The sequence below is a fragment of the Campylobacter sp. FU_520 genome (assembly GCF_025772385.1).
GTDB lineage: Bacteria > Campylobacterota > Campylobacteria > Campylobacterales > Campylobacteraceae > Campylobacter_D > Campylobacter_D lari_C.
This window is the reverse complement of record NZ_JAKMRZ010000022.1, coordinates 1-17,351: the sequence shown is the minus strand read 5'-3', so window position 1 is coordinate 17,351 and position 17,351 is coordinate 1. Positions and strand designations below refer to the sequence as shown.

Here is a 17,351-nt window from a genome sequence, read left to right as displayed (position 1 = left end):
GTTTGGAGTTTATGAATTTTTTCAATAATCCCTTTTTTTATATAAAAATAAACAGTAATAATAATCGCAAAAAGAACAATGGTTGAGATTATAAATATAATAAAAGCTAGCAAATTTGCTGGACTTTCCACAGATTTTTTAGGTGCGATAGTTACAACACTCCAATATTCATTAGAGCCTTCCCAAAGATTAAAATTTATAAGTTGAGCAAAATTTTCTTTCTTTGTTGATGCAGGTATAAAAGTAAATAAGCCATTAGTTTTGGTGTTTTGCATCTCTAATATTGTTTTTGCACTAGGATGAGGATTAATTTCTGTGATAATTTTTCCAATATATTCTGCTTTTGGGCTAGATATGATTAAACCATCGCTTGAAATTAATAAGCGTTGGTCATTTGCAAATAAACTCTTGTTTGGATCATTTAATTCATCTCTTAGTAAGTCAATGCGTACAAGCATACCTATTACACCAATTGTTTCATTATTTCTTCCAATAACCGGTAAGGCAATATTTACAAGATATATTTTTTCTCCATCTATAAAATAATCTTTAGGTCTCCCAATTGCAGGTTGTTGAGTTTGTAAAGCTTTTATAAAAGAATTTTGTTGCAAAATTATTTCTTCAGCTTGAATAAATTTAATTGATCCTTTTTGTTGCGGATTTTCATCTTTTGCTAGTAGTAAAAACTTTCCAGATGGAGTAAGATTTAAAGGACTATTGTCGTGGTATTGGTTAAGATGAATATATGCAAGATAAGTCCAAGAATTTGAGTCTAACATATTACTTAATAAAATTTTTAATTCTTCTATATCCAAAACATTATCTTTGCTAGAAAAATTTTTAATAATACCTTGTGCTGTTTCTAGTGTTGAATATGCGTTTTGTGTAATAGCCTGAATTCCATTGGCGTATCTATTAGCACTACTTAATAAAAGTTTGTGGGCTTCATTATTGAGTATTTGCTGACTTTTAGTGATTATTGCTATTGATAAAATTCCTATGCCAATGAGTATCACAGAGGATAAAATCAATATCATTTTAGTAGTTAAATTAAGGCTTTTAGTCATTTAAATTCCTTGTTGTGTTAATTTTAGGAAAATAATATCTTTTATTTTTTTAATATTTAATTAATTTTTTAGCTTTTTCCCACAATCTTACTCCTAATTCTTTTGCATTGTTTTTATCTAAACTTTTATATTTATGACTAGCAAGTTTTTCAAGCTCGCTTAATTCTTTAGCTAGGTTATTAAGTTTATTTTGTGCTAATTTACTAAAATCATCAATTTTTGGATTTTGTTTAATTTCATTTATTTTAATAAGGATTTGTTCTCTATTTTCTTGTATAAGGCGTTTAAATTTGGCAAATAAAGTGTCAAATTTATTTTCTAATAAATCTTTGAGTATATCTTTTACAGGATTATTAAATTCTAATGATATTTTTTTAAGCATTTGAATAAATTCTTGTTCTATGTCTATGAGTTCTTTTTCTTTATTTTTTAAATCATGTTCTAAAGCACTATATGCAAAGCTTGCTTTAAATTTTTCAATTGCCAAAGAAATCCCTTCTTGTGTTCCATAAATACTTCCTATACATAAATCATAAGCAAAGGCTTGTGATTCATTAGCAAGTTCAAAAGCTGCGTTTAAAATTACTTGAGAGATTTTCAAAATTCTTTCTTTTTCAAAACTTCCTTCACAAATTGCATTAAAGACTAAATTTTTAGCAATCTCACAAGAAGTAAGTTCTATATTTTCTCCTTTTTCTAAGGTTGTGATAAAAGCACTTTCAGCAGTTTCTTTTAAAAGACCTAGTATTTCTATATCATAAAGCATAGCATCATTAATACTTATGTTAAATTCATTTAAATTTAAATCTTTTAAAGTCTTTTCTAAATCAAAAAAGTTATCGCAAATTTTGTGTTTAATGGTGTTTTTTTGTTCTTCTATTTTTACTTTTAATTTGCCATATTCGTTAATATAAGCAAAAAATGCTTTTTTATCTTCTTCAACTCTAGCTTTAATAATACCTTGGATTATTTTAGAAATATTTTCTTCATTTATAAGTTCAAGTTTTTCTAATGCCTTAGAAAAGATGGCAAAAAGTTCTTCATTGCTAGTATTTTCAAAACTAATTTTTTTATAACTTAGATTAAAAACAAGTTCGCTAATTAAGCCTGGAATTTCATTTTTTTCACAAGCTAAGAGAGAATTTTCAAAAATAATGGCTAAATTTTTCATGGTTTTTCCTTTTTATAATACAAATTTGGCTTTACTTTTTAATTGATTAAAAATATTTAAACGATCATCTTTACTATCGACATAAACACTTAAAAGATAACTTTTATATGTACCTTGTTTGCTAGTATTTGAGATTTTGTATTTAAATTCTCTTTCATTAAGTATTTGAGTAAAAATTTCTAAAGCATCAACCCCAGCTTCAAAAACGACTTTGTAATCCCAAAAAGTAGGGTAGTTTATAATAGGTTCTTTTTTAAGATCGCAGATATTTACCACTTTTTCCTCCTTCTTTGCTTTCTAAAACTATATTAGTAATTTGCATGCTTTTATCAATAGCTTTAACCATATCATAAATAGTTAAAAGCCCAATGCTAACAGCAGTTAGACTTTCCATTTCAACTCCTGTTTTTCCTTCACATTTTACGGTTACGAAAAGTTTAAAAGAACATTCTTCTTTGTTTTCTTCTATATGAGTTTGTACTTTTGAAATCATTAAAGGATGGCACATTGGAATGAGATTTGAAGTTTGCTTAGCTCCCATAATAGCTGCTGTAATAGCAGTTTGTAAAACAGGTCCTTTTTTGGCTTTATTTTCGATAATAGCTTCAAATGCTTCTTTACTCATATATATTTTACCGCTTGCACAAGCTTCTCTTTGGGTGATATCTTTTTGGCTTACATCTACCATTTTGGGATGATTTTTTTCATCTAAATGCGTTAAATTCATATTTTTCCTTAAGTAAAGTTTGAAAAATTATACCAAAATGTATATTTTTATATTAAAATACTACTAAAAAATTTTAAAGGATTTATAATGGCTTATGATGATGAAGAATTTGAAAATTATGATGATGAAATGTATGATGAAATAGAGGAAGATACTTATGCAAACAATCAAAGATCGTATAATTATGATGATGATGATTATGAATACGATGATGATTATAGTGATGATGATACTTATGAGATGGATTAAGAGTGAGTAAAAATCTTAGTAAAAAAGATATAAAAGTTTTAGGTCTTTCTTCTTTGGGAGGGACTTTAGAATTTTATGATTTTATCATTTTTGTATTTTTTGCAAGTTATATTTCTAAAAATTTCTTTCCTGAAAATTTAAGCCCATTTTGGCAAATGTTTAATACTTATGGGATTTTTGCTGCAGGATATTTAGCTAGACCACTTGGTGGTATAGTAATGGCGCATTTTGGCGATAAATTTGGCCGTAAGAAAATGTTTATGCTTAGTATTTTGCTGATGGTTATACCAACTTTTTTACTTGCTTTTATACCTACTTATGAAAGTATAGGGTATTTATGTATAGTATTTTTAGTATTTGTAAGGATTTGTCAAGGTATAGCTATAGGTGGGGAATTGCCTGGTGCTTGGGTTTTTGTATTTGAGCATGCTCCAAAGGGTCAAAAACGCACTTATCTTGGAATTTTAACAGCTTCTGTGGTAGGTGGAATTTTACTTGGTAGTTTTGTATTTTTGATGATGAATAAATTTTTTACACAAGAAGAGCTTTATGAATGGGCTTGGAGAATTCCATTTTTCTTGGGTGGAATTTTTGGGATTATTTCTGCTTATTTGCGTAAATTTTTAAGAGAAACTCCTGTTTTTGAGCAAATGAAAAAAGATAAAGCCTTAGAAAAATTCCCTTTAAAAGAAGTGTTTAAAAAAGCCAAGTTAGGTGTTGTGCTTTCTATGTTGATAACTTGGGTTTTAACTGCTTGCATTGTTGTGATGATTTTAATCATACCTTCTTTTATGGCAAAAATGTTAAGTATTGATGCAAGCGTCCAAACTTATATGCAAATGCTTGGTATAGTTGTACTTGTAATTGGCTGTATATTAAGTGGAATTTTGGCTGATAAAATAGGCATAGTGAAAGCTTGTGTGATTTTTTCACTAGGATTTTTCTTAACTTGCTTGTTTTATTTTAATGCTCTTTATACCAAAACACCTGATTTTAATACAGTGAGTGTGTGTTATTTAAGTGCTTGTTTTTTTGCCGGAGTGATGAATTTTTGTCCTTTAATGATGAGTGAAGTATTTGATGCTAAGATTAAATTTTCAGGACTTAGTTTTTCATATAATATAGCTTATGCATTAGCCGGTGGTTTTACCCCGCAACTTGCTTTATTCTTACACACCATTGCTTTAGCAAATTTAGAAAATATTGCTCGTTTTTCTTTAGGATTTTATATGCTAGCTATGGCTATAATCTCACTTTTTTCTGCTTTGATGTTTAAATATCTTAGTAATACCCAACGCACATACTCTCAGTGATTTTAATACGCTTTTCCAAAGGAGTAGGACTAAAAAAATGGCATTTTTCGATGTAAATATTATAATTATAATCTAGCTTTAAAAGATCGTAAAATGCCTTTAAATTTACAAATTTAACTCCACACACTTCTTTTATATCTAAGATTTTATAAATTTGAGAATTATTTTTTTCTACTAAATGAGATGGAGCTAGGGTTGTAAATGAGCAAAAAGCACTTGCTAGCACATAGCCATTTAAATTTTCACATTTTTGTATAAGATGTTGGTGTTTTTTTAAAATACTTTTTTTGTGTAAAAAAACCACTCTTGTACCTTGATAACGTGCTGCTTGAATGTTTTTCCAAAATTTATAAGCATTTTTAGAGATATTTGCTAATTGATGTAATTGTACATTTAAGACATAATCATCTAAGAATTGATTAGGTGGCAAAATAGTATAAGTCATAGTTTTTCTTTAGTTTTTTAAAATTATACTAAAAATTGACTTTTGTTTATATTTTTAATTTCTAAATTTAATACAATAAGCCAAAATTATTTTTTAAGGAAAAGCATGAAATTTGAAACTATTAATCATGAGGGTATTAAAAAACTTATGGATGTTTTTTATGCAAAAGTTAGAATAGACAAGGATTTAGGACCTATTTTTAATGAAAAAATCGGCACAGATGATGAGAGTTGGAAAAAACATAAAGAAAAAATAGCAAGTTTTTGGGCAGGGATGTTTTTGGCCGATCCAAGCTATAGCGGTTCACCTTTGAGAGCTCATCATGAATTACCTCCATTTCCAAGAGAATATTTTGATATTTGGCTTAATTTATTTGATGAGAGTTTGCAAGAAGTTTTTGAAGATGAACCAAGAAGTATTATCATAGAAAGAGCTAGAATGATAGCTCAAAGATTTCAAATGATTATTTATGATCATAGATTTGCTTAAGAGTTTAAAAACTCTTAGCGATAACTAAAGGTATGTAAATTTTCACTATGGGAATATTTATAACTATATTTTCCATCAAGATATATAACTAAACGATAATACCCTTTATGTGAACCAAATACAACTTTTTTAACTTTTGCTGTATTAACTTGTAAAGTTTTGGTGTTAAAATTTTGTTTTTTAGCAAAATCTATAATAATTTTAGTAGGATCTCCTATAGACAGATGTCTTAGTATTTTATCCTGGGTTTTGATATTGATTTTGTTATTATAAAAGCCAAGAGAAATAAAATTATAAATACTTCCACTAAAAAGTGGTGTTTCTATATTTAAAGTGGTGTTGTTTTCTTCTGTTTTTGAGTTTTTATTTCCTTGTTTTTGTGGCACAGTTACAGATACATCAAGTATAGGCGCGACATTTGGACTTTTGGTTTTTATAAATGAGTAAGTGTCATGCCAGTTAATGCTTTTATATATATCTAAGGTAGTTTGTTCTTCAGAGCCATCAAGGTTGATATAAGTAATGGTAATATTTTTTAAAATTCTCGCATCGGAATTAAAATTAAAATCTTGTCTTTGAAAAGGACTAAGTTTTACAAATTCAGTGTTTTGTTGTTCTGAATTATTATCAAAAGGATTATCCTTTGCATTTAAAAATACACAAGAAAGTAAAAATAATATAAAAAATTTAATTCTCATGCGAATTTTCTCCCTTAAGTCTTAAAAGTTGCAAATATTCTTTTTGGGCTTGGGCATTTTTAGCTTTTAAAGTTATGATATTTTTTTCTAAAATTTTTTGCTCTTCTTTGAGTGTTAGTAGCACATCTAGTGAAGATTTACCAAAAAACATATTACCAAAATACATAGCAACAATAATAGCTACAAATGACAAAGCAATAGTCTTGATGAGTTGATGACGAGCTTCCTTTTTTTTGGAATGCTCATCATACTCTTTTAATAAATCACTCAGAGTTTATCTCCTAAGTACTCATCATTATCAAGTTCAATTTCTAATAAGCGATTGTATTTAGCAGTTCTTTCGCCTCTTGCTAAGGCTCCTGTTTTGATTTGTCCTGTATTAAGCGCTACTGCAAAATCAGCTATAAAAGCATCTTCGCTTTCCCCGCTTCTATGGCTCATGATACATCTATAATTATTTCTATGAGCTAATCTTACTGTTCTCATAGTTTGAGTGATTGTTCCGATTTGATTAGGCTTAATCAATACAGCATTTGCCATATTTTTCATAATACCTTCTTTTAAAATATCTTCATTAGTTACAAATAAATCATCACCTACAAGTTGAATTTTATTACCAAGCTTTTGAGTGAGTTTAATCCAACCTTCATAATCATCTTCAGCTAAACCATCTTCAATACTAAAAATAGGATATTTAGCGCATAATTCTTCATAACGCGCGATTAAGTCTTCACTTGAGAAAACTTTACCTTCTAAATGGTATTTACCATCTTTGTAAAGCTCACTACTTGCTACATCTAGTGCAAGTTTGATTTTATTTTCATAACCTGCTTTTTTAATACAAGTCATTAAAAGATCAAGAGGCTCTGTATTATTTGCTAAATTTGGTGCAAAACCACCCTCATCACCTAAAGCAGTAGAGTGACCTAGATTAGCTAATTCTTTTTTCAATACTGCATAAATTTCACAAACTGATCTTAATCCTTCTTTAAAGCTTGAAAAACCAAAAGGCATAATCATAAATTCTTGAAAATCTACGCTATTATTTGCATGCGCACCACCATTGATGATATTGCACATTGGCACAGGTAATACACTTGCATTTGCTCCACCTAAGTAGCGATATAAAGGCACGCCTAGCGCATTAGCAGCAGCGCGTGCTGTTGCCATAGAAATTCCTAAAGTTGCATTTGCTCCTAGGTTAGAGTAGTTTTTTGTCCCATCAAGCTCTAAAAGGGTATTATCTAGTTGGGTTTGATTAAAAGCATCAAGCCCTATAATATTTTCAGCTATGGTGCCATTGATGTTTTCAATGGCTTTTAAAACACCTTTTCCGCCAAATCTTTCATCATTATCTCTTAATTCTAAAGCTTCTTTTTTTCCTGTGCTTGCACCACTTGGAACGATAGCGCTTCCTACACTACCATCGCTTAACATGATTTCAGCTTTAATGGTAGGATTGCCTCTACTGTCTAAAACTTCAAAAGCTCTTAAATCTTCAATAATCAACATCATTCTTCTCCTTCATCGTCTTCTTTTGCGCCCAAAATCATACTATCTATACCGATTGAGTTTTGTATGGCTTGAGTGATTTCATCTGCAATAGCTGGATTTTCTTTTAAAAAGGCTTTAGCATTTTCTCTACCTTGACCAAGCTTAGAAGCTTTATAAGAAAACCACGCACCACTTTTATCAATAATATCAAGTTTTACACCATAGTCTATTAGCTCGCCCTCACGGCTTACACCCTCACCAAACATCACATCAAATTCAGCTTGTTTAAAAGGAGGGGCTACTTTGTTTTTAGCTACTTTTACTTTAACGCGGTTTCCAATAGGCTCATCATTTTGTTTTAAAGTAGCTGTTTTTCTTACATCTAAACGCACTGAAGCATAAAATTTTAAAGCATTTCCGCCGGTAGTTGTTTCAGGAGTTCCATAGCCCATCATGCCTATTTTCATACGAATTTGGTTGATGAAAATTACAGTAGTATTCATTTTATGAACGATACCGGTTAGTTTTCTTAAAGCTTGACTCATTAATCTTGCTTGAAGACCTACATGTTGATCTCCCATATCACCTTCGATTTCTGCTTTTGGAGTAAGTGCAGCAACGCTATCTACTACTATTAGATCAATAGCCCCGCTTCTTGCTATGGTTTCAACGATTTCTAAGGCTTGCTCGCCAAAATCTGGTTGAGAGATATAAAGATTTTCTGTATCAACACCTAAATTTTTTGCATATCTTACATCAAGAGCGTGTTCAGCATCGATAAACGCACAAACTCCACCTTTTTTTTGACATTCTGCTATGATGTGCAAGGTAAGTGTAGTTTTACCTGAGCTTTCAGGTCCATAAATTTCTATAATTCTTCCTTTTGGAACCCCACCTATACCCAAAGCTAAATCAAGTCCAACCGAACCTGTAGGAATAGAATCAATTTTTTCAACTTCTTTATCGCCAAGTCTTAAAATAGTACCTTTTCCAAAGGTTTTATCAAGACTTTTTAAGGCTGCATCAAGTGATTTTCTTTTATTATCATCCATGCTTGTTAATCCTTTTATAATATGTTTAAAATTGTATCAAAAAGAAATTTAATATAAGTTTTTATTTTGAATTTTGCTAAAATACTTTTTTAAATTTTTCAAGGAAAAAAATGAATAAAAAAATTAGCGTAGCACACTCTCCTGATGCTGATGATATTTTTATGTATATGGCGGTTAAATTTGGTTGGGTTGGAAATGCTTATGAATATGAAAATACAGCTTTAGATATACAAACTTTAAATGAACTTGCATTAGAAAATATATACGATGTTAGTGCGATATCTTTTGCGCTTTATCCTTTAATAGCTAGCGAATATGCTTTATTAAAAACTGCGGTGAGTTTTGGCGAGGGTTATGGGCCAAAGCTTATTAAGAAAAAAGATAAAAAATTAAAGTCAAATTTTAAAGTTGCTTTAAGTGGAGCGCATACTACTAATGCTTTAATCTTTCGCGTAAAATACCCACAAGCTAGGATAGTTTATAAGAATTTTTTAGAGATTGAAAAGGCTGTTTTAGAAGATGAGGTTGATGCAGGAGTGCTTATACATGAGAGTATTTTAGAGTTTGATTCTAGTTTGTGTGTTGAGGCTGAACTTTGGGATATTTGGCAAGAATTGGCTAAAGATGATTTGCCTTTACCTTTAGGTGGTATGGCGCTTAGAAGATCTTTACCGCTTAGTGATGCAATAGCGGTTGAAAAAGATTTGATTAAAGCAGTAGAAGTAGCTGATCATAATAGAAAAATCTTAGCTTCCATGCTTTTAGAGCGTAATTTAATACGCGTTGATGCACAAAAACTTGAAGTGTATTTAAATTTATATGCAAATAAAAACTCTATAAATATGAATGATAAACAATACAATGCCATAGATAAGCTTTTTGAGCTTGGATTTAATCATGGATTTTATGAGAAATTAATAAAAAGCAAAGATTATCTTATACCTAGTGAGTATGAAGAATTTAGAAATTCTTGATAGAATTTAAATTTTAAGGAGAAAATATGGAGAGTACTTTAGTAGCCTTGGGTGTACAAACTTTTAAAATCACACTTATGCTTTCTTTACCTATGCTTTTAGCAGGACTTATCGCAGGGCTTATTATAAGTATTTTTCAAGCTGTAACGCAAATTAATGAAGCTACACTTTCTTTTGTGCCAAAAATTTTACTTGTTGTTGTGGTGATAGTATTTTTAATGCCTTGGATGATAAGTTCTATGATTGATTTTACAACGAATATTTTAAATCAAATTCCAAGTTTTATTCGATGATTATTGATTTTTCTAAGTATTCTTCTGTGCGTATAGGCGAGAGTTTTGAAGTACAAGTACTTGAAGGGCTTTGTGAATTTGATGGTTTTTTAATAGGTGGGGCAAATAATCTTTTAATCTCTCCAAAATCCAAAAAACTTGGAATTTTAGGGAAAAGTTTTGATTATATTAAAATTTTAGAGCAAAATAAAAAAGGTATGTTTTTAGAGATAGGCTCTAGCGTGAAATCTTTTAAAATATATCATTTTGCTAAAGAAAATAACCTAAAAGGCTTTGAGTTTTTAAGAAATATCCCAGGAACTTTGGGTGGTATTTTAAAAATGAATGCAGGATTAAAAGATGAGGATATTAGTAAAAACTTAATCAGCATTTGCACTTTTAATCAAGAAATTTTAAAACAAAATATTGCTTTTGCTTATAGGTTTAATCCTATTAAAGAAGTAATGTTTAGTGCGAAGTTTTTTTTAGAATATGGATTTGACCCAGTTAAAGATGAACTTTTAAAAAATGCAAGAAAAAATCAACCCAAAGGCGCTAGTTTTGGATCTATTTTTAAAAACCCCAAAAACGATCATGCAGGAAGGTTGATAGAAGCAGTTAATCTTAAAGGTTTTAGTAAAAATGATGCGATGTTTAGTAATGAACATGCAAATTTTTTAATCAATAAAAAACACGCTAGTTTTGATGATGCGATGTTTTTGATAGAGCTTGCTAAGAAAAGAGTTTTTGAAGAATTTGGGATTGTTTTAGAAGAAGAAGTGGTGATTATATAGTATTTTTAATATCTTCATAAACAATTGTAGCTATTTCTTGGACTAATTCTTGATAAGATTTATTTTTATCATTTGTGCTAAATTGAGTATTGATAGTAAGGATTTTATGATCTTTTAATTTTTTTGTTTTGGCATTAAAAAGTTTGTATTCTATGTCAGTTTTGACTTCAAAATTGGAAAAAAGCAAGAAATTTTGTTGGCTTGCTTGAATGCTTTTTAAATCTAGCAAAATAATAAAATCAGCCTTTTTAAAACGATTAAATTCTAAAAACTCGCTTGCATTGATGAAATTTTTATTTTTTTGCAAGATATTTTGACTATTGATATAAGTTTGATTTTCTTTTTGACTAAGCAAGGCAAAATTATTTTGCTCATTTAAAATAGCACTTAATGCTTTTAGTGTGTCTTTTGCCATGGTTTTAGCATCGATTTTTAAGTTTGAAAAATAAAAATTATATTCTTTTTCATAGCTTGGCACTAAAGCTAAGGTGTTAATGTGTGAGAGTTTATCATAATTTATATTTTGTTCAAGATTGATGATACTAAAATCATCGTTATTTTGTAATTTGATGATTTTTTTATTTGCAAAAGAGTTAGCATAAATAGCACTTAAAAAACACAAAAACACCAAAAAAAATCTCACCAAAAACCTTTTAATTTAAATTCATTTTTAGCAAAAGCTATAAAACTTGGAAGTTTAAAATCAGGACTATTATAATTTAGAGCTTTTTTATCAAAATCATATAAAATTCCGCCATTTTGTTTGACTAAAAAATCTCCCGCAGCTATATCCCAAGCTTTTGGACCACCAAAACGCGGGTAAATTCCAGCTTTTGCTTCAAGTAAATATACAAATTTCAAAGCAGATGAAACCTTAATGCCTTCAAGATGATTTTGAATGAAAAAATCTTCATTATTATCATGATTTTTAGAGTAAAGGGCTATATTTTTAACCTTTTCGTATTGCTCTAAACTAAGATTTAAAATTTCATTATTTTTATAAACCTTAGTATAAGTATGTGCATAATAAAACGCATTATTTTCCACATCGCCTATGAGTGAAAGTATAGGGGTGTTTTTATGGATTAATGTGATTAAAACACAATATTCTTTATCTTTTTTAGCATAAGATTTAGTGCCATCAAGTGGATCTATAAGCCAAAAATACTCTAAATTTTTTCTTTCTTCATAAGAAAGTATATTTTCTTCAGAGCATATAGCCATATCGCTTGAAGCTAAAATTTCACTAATAGCTTCATTAGATTTTATATCAGCTAAACCTACCGGAGAATCATCATCTTTAAGCCACAAAGTATTTTTGTCTTTATATTCAAGCAATACTTTTGAGGCTTCCTTGCCTGCTTTTAAGGCTAATTCTAAAAGTGTGTCTAAATTTTTCATAAAAAAAGTATAGCAATTTTATATAAATACTTAGTAGAATTATTTTCTACTAAGATTATTGATAAATTTAATCAAGCTAATGGCTAAAATTGCTTCAAATAAAGCAGTAAGCACTAGCCCTGAGTATATATCTTGAGTGATGATATTAGTTTGATAAGAAAGCGTAGCTACTGCGATGAGTAAGGTTAGTGGCATAGAATGACTTAGGCCAAATAAAAAGGTGTTTTTTAAACCAAGTATTTTTACAAAAGTCATAGCACAAAGTATTCTTAGTCCTATCATAAAGGCAGTTAGTGAAAAAGCTATGAGTAAAACTTGAGGGTTTAAAAGCATTTGAAGTTTAAAACTTGAGCCTATGTAGATGAAAAATATAGGGATTAAAAAGCCATAACCAAAACTAGAGAGTTTATGCTCTAAGTCTTTTTTATGATCAAAAAAAGTAGCTATAAATGAACCTGCTATAAAAGCTCCAAGTGCAACTTCAAGTTTAAAATAAATCATAATCGCAACTATGGCTATGAAAATTGCCATGCAAAATCTTATGTCTTTTTCGTTTTGATCTTGCCAAGGCATGAGTATGGTTTTAAGTTGTGGATACCACCAAAAAAGCACTTCTAAAAATTTAAATCCAAAAATACAAAGTGCTAAAAATCCCACTAAATATAATAAATTTTGAGTGAGCGAGAAAAGATCGGCTCCTTTGCCCAAAAATGCTGCAGCTATGGTAAGTAAAACTATGCTTACAACTTCAGCTAAAGTGGCTACCACCATGGATACATTAAGCCACTCACAGTTTTTGCCAAAGTCTCTATAAAGCGTTGAGAGCAAACCCACACTCATAACAGGTATGATAATAACAAAAATATAAGAAATATCTATACTTTCAACCGCTAAAACACTAAAAGCATATAAAAGTATGATGTAAATAAAAGCTTTATTGAGTAAGCTTCTTTCAGTGTTTAAAAAGGTTTTAAGATTAATCTCCATACCCGCAATAAACATAAGATAATAAAACCCCGCATTAGCTAAAAGCTTAAAATTCTCACTTTCTCCTATAAAACCCAAAAATCCTATAAAAGAGCCAAGCATGATTTCAGTGGCTGAAAGTGGGAGTTTTAAAAATTTAGCAATATAAGGTGAAGTTAGTAAACATCCTGCTACGACTAATAAAATTTTTAAATCCGTAGCAGCTTGAGCATCAATGGCATGAGCTAGCAAAGCTAAATCCCATTTGTTTTAGTTTTTGTATGTCTTTGCTAGGTTCTTCGCCTTTAGTTGTAAGATAATCACCCACTACTATAGCACTAGCTCCTGCGTCAAAAATTTCATATTGCCTTTCTTTTAGCACTACCTCTCTACCACCTGCTACCATGATATGTGTATTTGGTAAGTCTTTTTTAGTATCTTTGATGATATTTAATGCCTCATCAGCATTTAATAAGTCTTGCTTGAGTTTTAAATTTTCATTTGGTATGAAAAAATTAATAGGCGAGGAAAAAGGATCAAGCTCTTTTAAACTTGTTCTAAAACTTTTTCTATCAGCTTCGCTTTCTCCAAGACCATAAATTCCACCACAGCAAAGCATTAAACCTGCTTCTTTAGCATAAAGATTAGTTTGAAATCTTTGCTCCCAAGTATGCGTAGAGCATATGTTTGGGAAAAATTCTTTGGAAGTTTCTAGATTATGATTATAAGAAAAAATTCCTGCTTTTTTTAATTCTTTGAGTTGTTCTAAATTTGCTATGCCATTGCAAGCTATGAGTAAAAGTCCTTCTACTTCTTTTTGCACTGCATGAGCTACTTTGCATACATACTCAAGTTTTTCATCATCAAGTCCAGCACCTGCTGTAACTAAACAAAAACCCAAAGCCTCATTTTTCTTAGCTATTTTAGCTTCTAAGATGATTTGGTTTATATCTTTTCTTTTGTATTTATTGATATTAGTTTTCACATGAGCACTTTGTGTGCAGTATTTGCAGTCCTCCCCACACCCTCCACTTGCTATATTAGATATAGCACAAAGCATGATTTGCATTAGATTTCCTTTTTGATTTTGCATTTTAAGCACTCTAAAAATGTGCCTTTTTTAAGCTCTTTGATGATTAAAGTTTCGCCACATTCACTACATTTTTCTTCACTTGGTTTGTATTTGCTTATATAGTTGCATTTTGGATAAGCACTGCAACCATAAAATTTACCACGCTTAGAAAAACGCTCCACGATCTCGCCTTCTTGACAGCTTGGGCATTTTACGCCTATGGTATTGAGTTTTTTCTCGCTTTTTTCTTCATTTTGTGTTTCTTGTTTTAAATTTCTTGAGTATTTGCATTTTGGAAAATTTAAACATGCTATAAATTCTCCATATCTTCCTTTTCTTATAGCAAGCTCTCCACCACAATCAGGGCAGGTTTCATCTAATTTTGTAAAAGTTTTTTGACTTTTTATATTTTTTTTACCCTCATCAATTTTTCTCATAAAAGGAAAATAAAACTCTCTTAAAACTTCTTGCCAGTCCATTTTACCTTCTGCAATGATATCTAGTTTATCTTCCATTTTGGAAGTAAAATCACTATCTACTATATCGCTAAAGTTTTGTTCTAAAACTTCTGTTACAACAAAGGCTATTTCATTAGGTATGATTTGTTTTTTATCTATATGCACATATTCTCTTGCACTAAGTAAAGAGATGGTTGGAGCATAAGTTGAAGGGCGTCCTATGCCAAGATTTTCTAACTTTTTAACAAGCCCAGCTTCAGAGTATCTTGAAGGTGGCTCGGTAAAATGTGAGCTTAATTCTATATTTTGGATATTTAATGTATCTTCTAGTTTTAAATTAGGTAAAATTTTATCTTTGTCCATATCTCCATATATTTTATAATGTCCATCAAATAAAATTTTTCTACCACTTATTTTAAAACTTGCTTCATTTGATTTTACATAGACATTTTGAGTTTGAGATATAGCAGGATTCATTTGTGAAGCTAGGAAGCGATTATATATTAAAGTATATAATCTTGCTTCATCTTTTTCTAAAAACTCACTTGCAAGTTTTGGAGTAAAACTAAGATTAGTCGGTCTTATGGCTTCATGTGCTTCTTGGGCGCCTTTGCTTTTAGTGGTGTAAATGTTTGCTTTGTTTGGTAAGTATTCTTTACCAAAATCATTTTTGATGAGTTTTCTTACTTCTTCTAAGGCTTCTTTTGCGATGTTTAAGCTATCAGTTCTCATATAAGTGATCACACCCATAATGCCTTGATGAGTTTTTACGCCCTCATAAAGTTTTTGGGCAATCATCATGGTTTTTTTAGGGTTAAAACCTAGGCGATTGCTCGCGCTTTGTTGCAGGGTTGAGGTCATAAAAGGTGCTTGTGGAGCTATTTTTCTATCTTTACTTTCTATATCTTTTATTTTAAAACTAGCATTTTTGCAAGTTTCAAAGATGAGTTTGGCTCTATCTTCATTAGTTAGACTTAGTTTTTCTATCTTTTGATTTTGAAACTCAACTAATTCAGCTTGTAAGTCTTTTTCAAAAATCATATCTATACTAAAGTATTTCAAAGGAACAAAGGCTTTGATTTCTCTTTCTCTATCGACGATGATTTTTAAAGCTGCACTTTGCACACGCCCTGCGCTTAAGCCTTTTTGAATTTTTTGATTGAGTAAAGGGCTTAGTTTATAGCCTACTATACGATCAAGCAAGCGCCTGGTTTGTTGAGCGTTGACGCTATTTACATTTAAAGATCTTGGGTTTTTTAAAGCATTTTCTATAGCACTTTTGGTGATCTCATGAAAAACTATGCGTGGCAGGGAATTTTCATCTTTATTAATAGCCTTAGCTATATGATAAGCTATGGCTTCACCCTCGCGGTCCTCATCGGTTGCAAGGTATATGGTTTTAGCTTTTTTAGCCTTTTCTTTGAGTTCTTTTACTAAGCTTGAATGATCATTTGAAATTCTATATTCAGGTTTAAAATTTTCATCTTCTATTTTTATACCAAAGCTAGTTTTAGGTAAATCTCTAATGTGGCCTTTAGAGGCTATCACTTCATAGTCTTTACCTAAAAAATTACCTATGGTTTTAGCTTTAGCAGGTGATTCTACTATGATTAAATTTTTCATTATTTTCCTTGTGAGGATTAAAATTAGTAAAAGTGTATAAAAAAAAGTTAAATTTTTTGCTTAGATGGGTTTTTAAATAAACAATCTGCATTAATTCATAAATAAAATATTTTAAGAGTATAAATTTTTTTTTCTATATTTCGATATAGCTTAAACAACTGCATGGAAGCGGTTGAATTTATTTAAAAGGATTTAAAATGGGATTTCGTATAAATACTAACGTAGCATCTTTAAATGCTCAAGCTAATGCAAACTTAAATTCAAGAGCGTTAGAAAATTCTCTAGGTAGACTTAGTTCAGGTCTTAGAATCAACTCTGCAGCTGATGATGCTTCAGGGATGGCTATTGCTGATAGTTTAAGATCACAAGCTAACACTTTAGGCCAAGCTATTAACAATGGTAATGATGCTTTAGGTATTTTACAAACAGCTGATAAGGCTATGGATGAGCAACTTAAAATCTTAGATACTATCAAAGTAAAGGCTACTCAAGCTGCTCAAGATGGACAAAGTACTAAAACAAGAAACATGCTTCAAGCTGATATTAACCGTTTGATGGAAGAGCTTGATAATATTGCAAATACAACTTCTTTTAACGGTAAGCAACTTTTAAGTGGTGGTTTTACTAATCAAGAATTTCAAATTGGTGCTCAGTCAAATCAAACCATCCAAGCTAGTATCGGAGCTACTCAGTCAAGTAAAATTGGTGTTACTAGATTTGAAACAGGTTCTCAAGCTAAACAAAGTGGTATAGCTCAACTAACCATTAAAAACTATAATGGTATAGATGATTTTAAATTCCAACCTGTAGTGATTTCTACTTCAGTAGGAACAGGTATGGGAGCTTTAGCTGAAGAGATTAATAGGGTAGCAGATATCACAGGTGTTAGAGCAAATTTCTTGGTAGAAACTACAGGCGCAGGCCCTATGAAAGCTGGAACTACTAATGATGATTTTACTATTAATGGGGTTAAAATAGGTAAAGTTGAATATAAAGACGGTGATGAAAATGGTGCTTTAATTTCAGCTATTAACTCAGTAAAAGATACCACAGGAGTAGAAGCTTCTAAAGATGCTAATGGTAGGT

At 30.3% G+C, this 17,351-nt stretch carries 21 protein-coding genes; 7 read left to right on the top strand and 14 right to left on the bottom strand.

The genetic code is table 11. The features are described from left to right. From L8W55_RS07240 to moaC, 4 genes are all read right to left on the bottom strand, one after another. Positions 1 to 1,067 (bottom strand): cache domain-containing protein (locus L8W55_RS07240; protein WP_263678030.1); only part of this gene is annotated, 1,067 nt, incomplete at its 3' end. Between the two features lie 49 nt (positions 1,068 to 1,116). Further along, complete coding sequence (locus L8W55_RS07235; RefSeq protein ID WP_263678029.1) at positions 1,117 to 2,238, bottom strand: hypothetical protein; 1,122 nt, start codon at positions 2,236 to 2,238, stop codon at positions 1,117 to 1,119. A 12-nt stretch (positions 2,239 to 2,250) separates the two neighbouring features. Then, on the bottom strand, positions 2,251 to 2,514 hold the full coding sequence (locus L8W55_RS07230) for a DUF493 domain-containing protein (protein ID WP_263678028.1): 264 nt from the start codon (positions 2,512 to 2,514) through the stop codon (positions 2,251 to 2,253). Then, positions 2,492 to 2,965 (bottom strand): cyclic pyranopterin monophosphate synthase MoaC, encoded by a 474-nt coding sequence (moaC, locus tag L8W55_RS07225; protein ID WP_263678027.1) that lies wholly within the window; start codon positions 2,963 to 2,965, stop codon positions 2,492 to 2,494. Before moaC ends, L8W55_RS07230 begins: the two co-directional genes overlap by 23 nt. 87 nt (positions 2,966 to 3,052) lie before the next feature. Between moaC and L8W55_RS07220 the strand changes: the two genes are divergently transcribed. Together L8W55_RS07220 and L8W55_RS07215 are read left to right on the top strand one after the other, a co-directional pair. Then, positions 3,053 to 3,214: a highly acidic protein gene (locus L8W55_RS07220; RefSeq protein WP_263678026.1), complete on the top strand. Its 162-nt coding sequence runs from the start codon at positions 3,053 to 3,055 to the stop codon at positions 3,212 to 3,214. 2 nt (positions 3,215 to 3,216) lie between these two features. Beyond that, positions 3,217 to 4,527: an MFS transporter gene (locus tag L8W55_RS07215; protein WP_263678025.1), complete on the top strand. Its 1,311-nt coding sequence runs from the start codon at positions 3,217 to 3,219 to the stop codon at positions 4,525 to 4,527. On the opposite strand, the gene L8W55_RS07210 is transcribed toward L8W55_RS07215, so the two are convergent. Further along, complete coding sequence (locus L8W55_RS07210; protein WP_263678024.1) at positions 4,496 to 4,972, bottom strand: cysteine permease; 477 nt, start codon at positions 4,970 to 4,972, stop codon at positions 4,496 to 4,498. The two genes, L8W55_RS07215 and L8W55_RS07210, sit on opposite strands and share 32 nt — an antisense overlap. 105 nt (positions 4,973 to 5,077) lie before the next feature. On the opposite strand from L8W55_RS07210, the gene L8W55_RS07205 reads away from it, so the two are divergent. Beyond that, positions 5,078 to 5,461, top strand: a complete 384-nt coding sequence (locus tag L8W55_RS07205) for a group III truncated hemoglobin (protein WP_263678023.1) — start codon at positions 5,078 to 5,080, stop codon at positions 5,459 to 5,461. 14 nt (positions 5,462 to 5,475) lie between these two features. Here L8W55_RS07205 and L8W55_RS07200 read toward each other — a convergent pair whose 3' ends face one another. The 4 genes from L8W55_RS07200 to recA all read right to left on the bottom strand — a co-directional run bounded on the left by L8W55_RS07200 (position 5,476) and on the right by recA (position 8,705). Beyond that, positions 5,476 to 6,159, bottom strand: a complete 684-nt coding sequence (locus L8W55_RS07200) for an AMIN domain-containing protein (protein ID WP_263678022.1) — start codon at positions 6,157 to 6,159, stop codon at positions 5,476 to 5,478. Next, complete coding sequence (locus L8W55_RS07195; RefSeq protein WP_052241300.1) at positions 6,149 to 6,352, bottom strand: hypothetical protein; 204 nt, start codon at positions 6,350 to 6,352, stop codon at positions 6,149 to 6,151. The genes L8W55_RS07200 and L8W55_RS07195 overlap by 11 nt, the downstream gene beginning before the upstream one ends. Positions 6,353 to 6,426: 74 nt before the next feature. After that, positions 6,427 to 7,671, bottom strand: a complete 1,245-nt coding sequence (gene eno / locus L8W55_RS07190; protein WP_263678032.1) for a phosphopyruvate hydratase — start codon at positions 7,669 to 7,671, stop codon at positions 6,427 to 6,429. Further along, positions 7,671 to 8,705 carry a recombinase RecA gene (gene recA, locus L8W55_RS07185; RefSeq protein ID WP_087700900.1) on the bottom strand — a complete coding sequence of 345 codons (1,035 nt, stop codon included), beginning with the start codon at positions 8,703 to 8,705 and terminating at the stop codon, positions 7,671 to 7,673. The genes eno and recA overlap by 1 nt, the downstream gene beginning before the upstream one ends. Before the next feature lie 110 nt (positions 8,706 to 8,815). Here recA and L8W55_RS07180 point away from each other — a divergent pair, with 110 nt between their 5' ends. Genes L8W55_RS07180 through L8W55_RS07170 form a run of 3 tightly spaced genes read left to right on the top strand, consistent with a single transcriptional unit; the run spans position 8,816 to position 10,745 of the window. Beyond that, positions 8,816 to 9,679 (top strand): menaquinone biosynthesis family protein, encoded by an 864-nt coding sequence (locus L8W55_RS07180; protein ID WP_263678021.1) that lies wholly within the window; start codon positions 8,816 to 8,818, stop codon positions 9,677 to 9,679. A gap of 26 nt (positions 9,680 to 9,705) precedes the next feature. Beyond that, on the top strand, positions 9,706 to 9,972 hold the full coding sequence (gene fliQ, locus L8W55_RS07175) for a flagellar biosynthesis protein FliQ (RefSeq protein WP_012660903.1): 267 nt from the start codon (positions 9,706 to 9,708) through the stop codon (positions 9,970 to 9,972). Further along, positions 9,969 to 10,745 carry a UDP-N-acetylmuramate dehydrogenase gene (locus tag L8W55_RS07170; RefSeq protein WP_263678020.1) on the top strand — a complete coding sequence of 259 codons (777 nt, stop codon included), beginning with the start codon at positions 9,969 to 9,971 and terminating at the stop codon, positions 10,743 to 10,745. Before fliQ ends, L8W55_RS07170 begins: the two co-directional genes overlap by 4 nt. Here the strand turns inward: L8W55_RS07170 and L8W55_RS07165 are convergent. From L8W55_RS07165 to topA, 5 genes are read right to left on the bottom strand one after another with little or no spacing between them, the layout of a single operon-like run. Continuing rightward, positions 10,738 to 11,388 (bottom strand): hypothetical protein, encoded by a 651-nt coding sequence (locus tag L8W55_RS07165; protein ID WP_263678018.1) that lies wholly within the window; start codon positions 11,386 to 11,388, stop codon positions 10,738 to 10,740. The two genes, L8W55_RS07170 and L8W55_RS07165, sit on opposite strands and share 8 nt — an antisense overlap. Then, complete coding sequence (locus L8W55_RS07160; RefSeq protein WP_263678017.1) at positions 11,385 to 12,146, bottom strand: 3'(2'),5'-bisphosphate nucleotidase CysQ; 762 nt, start codon at positions 12,144 to 12,146, stop codon at positions 11,385 to 11,387. The genes L8W55_RS07165 and L8W55_RS07160 overlap by 4 nt, the downstream gene beginning before the upstream one ends. A gap of 39 nt (positions 12,147 to 12,185) precedes the next feature. Beyond that, on the bottom strand, positions 12,186 to 13,364 hold the full coding sequence (locus L8W55_RS07155) for a cation:proton antiporter (protein WP_263678016.1): 1,179 nt from the start codon (positions 13,362 to 13,364) through the stop codon (positions 12,186 to 12,188). Continuing rightward, a complete protein-coding gene (locus L8W55_RS07150) occupies positions 13,345 to 14,181 on the bottom strand; it encodes a biotin synthase (RefSeq protein ID WP_263678015.1) in 837 nt (278 codons plus the stop codon). The genes L8W55_RS07155 and L8W55_RS07150 overlap by 20 nt, the downstream gene beginning before the upstream one ends. Then, positions 14,181 to 16,265 carry a type I DNA topoisomerase gene (gene topA / locus L8W55_RS07145; RefSeq protein ID WP_412175274.1) on the bottom strand — a complete coding sequence of 695 codons (2,085 nt, stop codon included), beginning with the start codon at positions 16,263 to 16,265 and terminating at the stop codon, positions 14,181 to 14,183. Before topA ends, L8W55_RS07150 begins: the two co-directional genes overlap by 1 nt. A gap of 197 nt (positions 16,266 to 16,462) precedes the next feature. Here topA and L8W55_RS07140 point away from each other — a divergent pair. Beyond that, on the top strand, positions 16,463 to 17,351 hold an 889-nt coding region (locus L8W55_RS07140), incomplete at its 3' end, for a flagellin hook IN motif-containing protein (protein WP_318529906.1).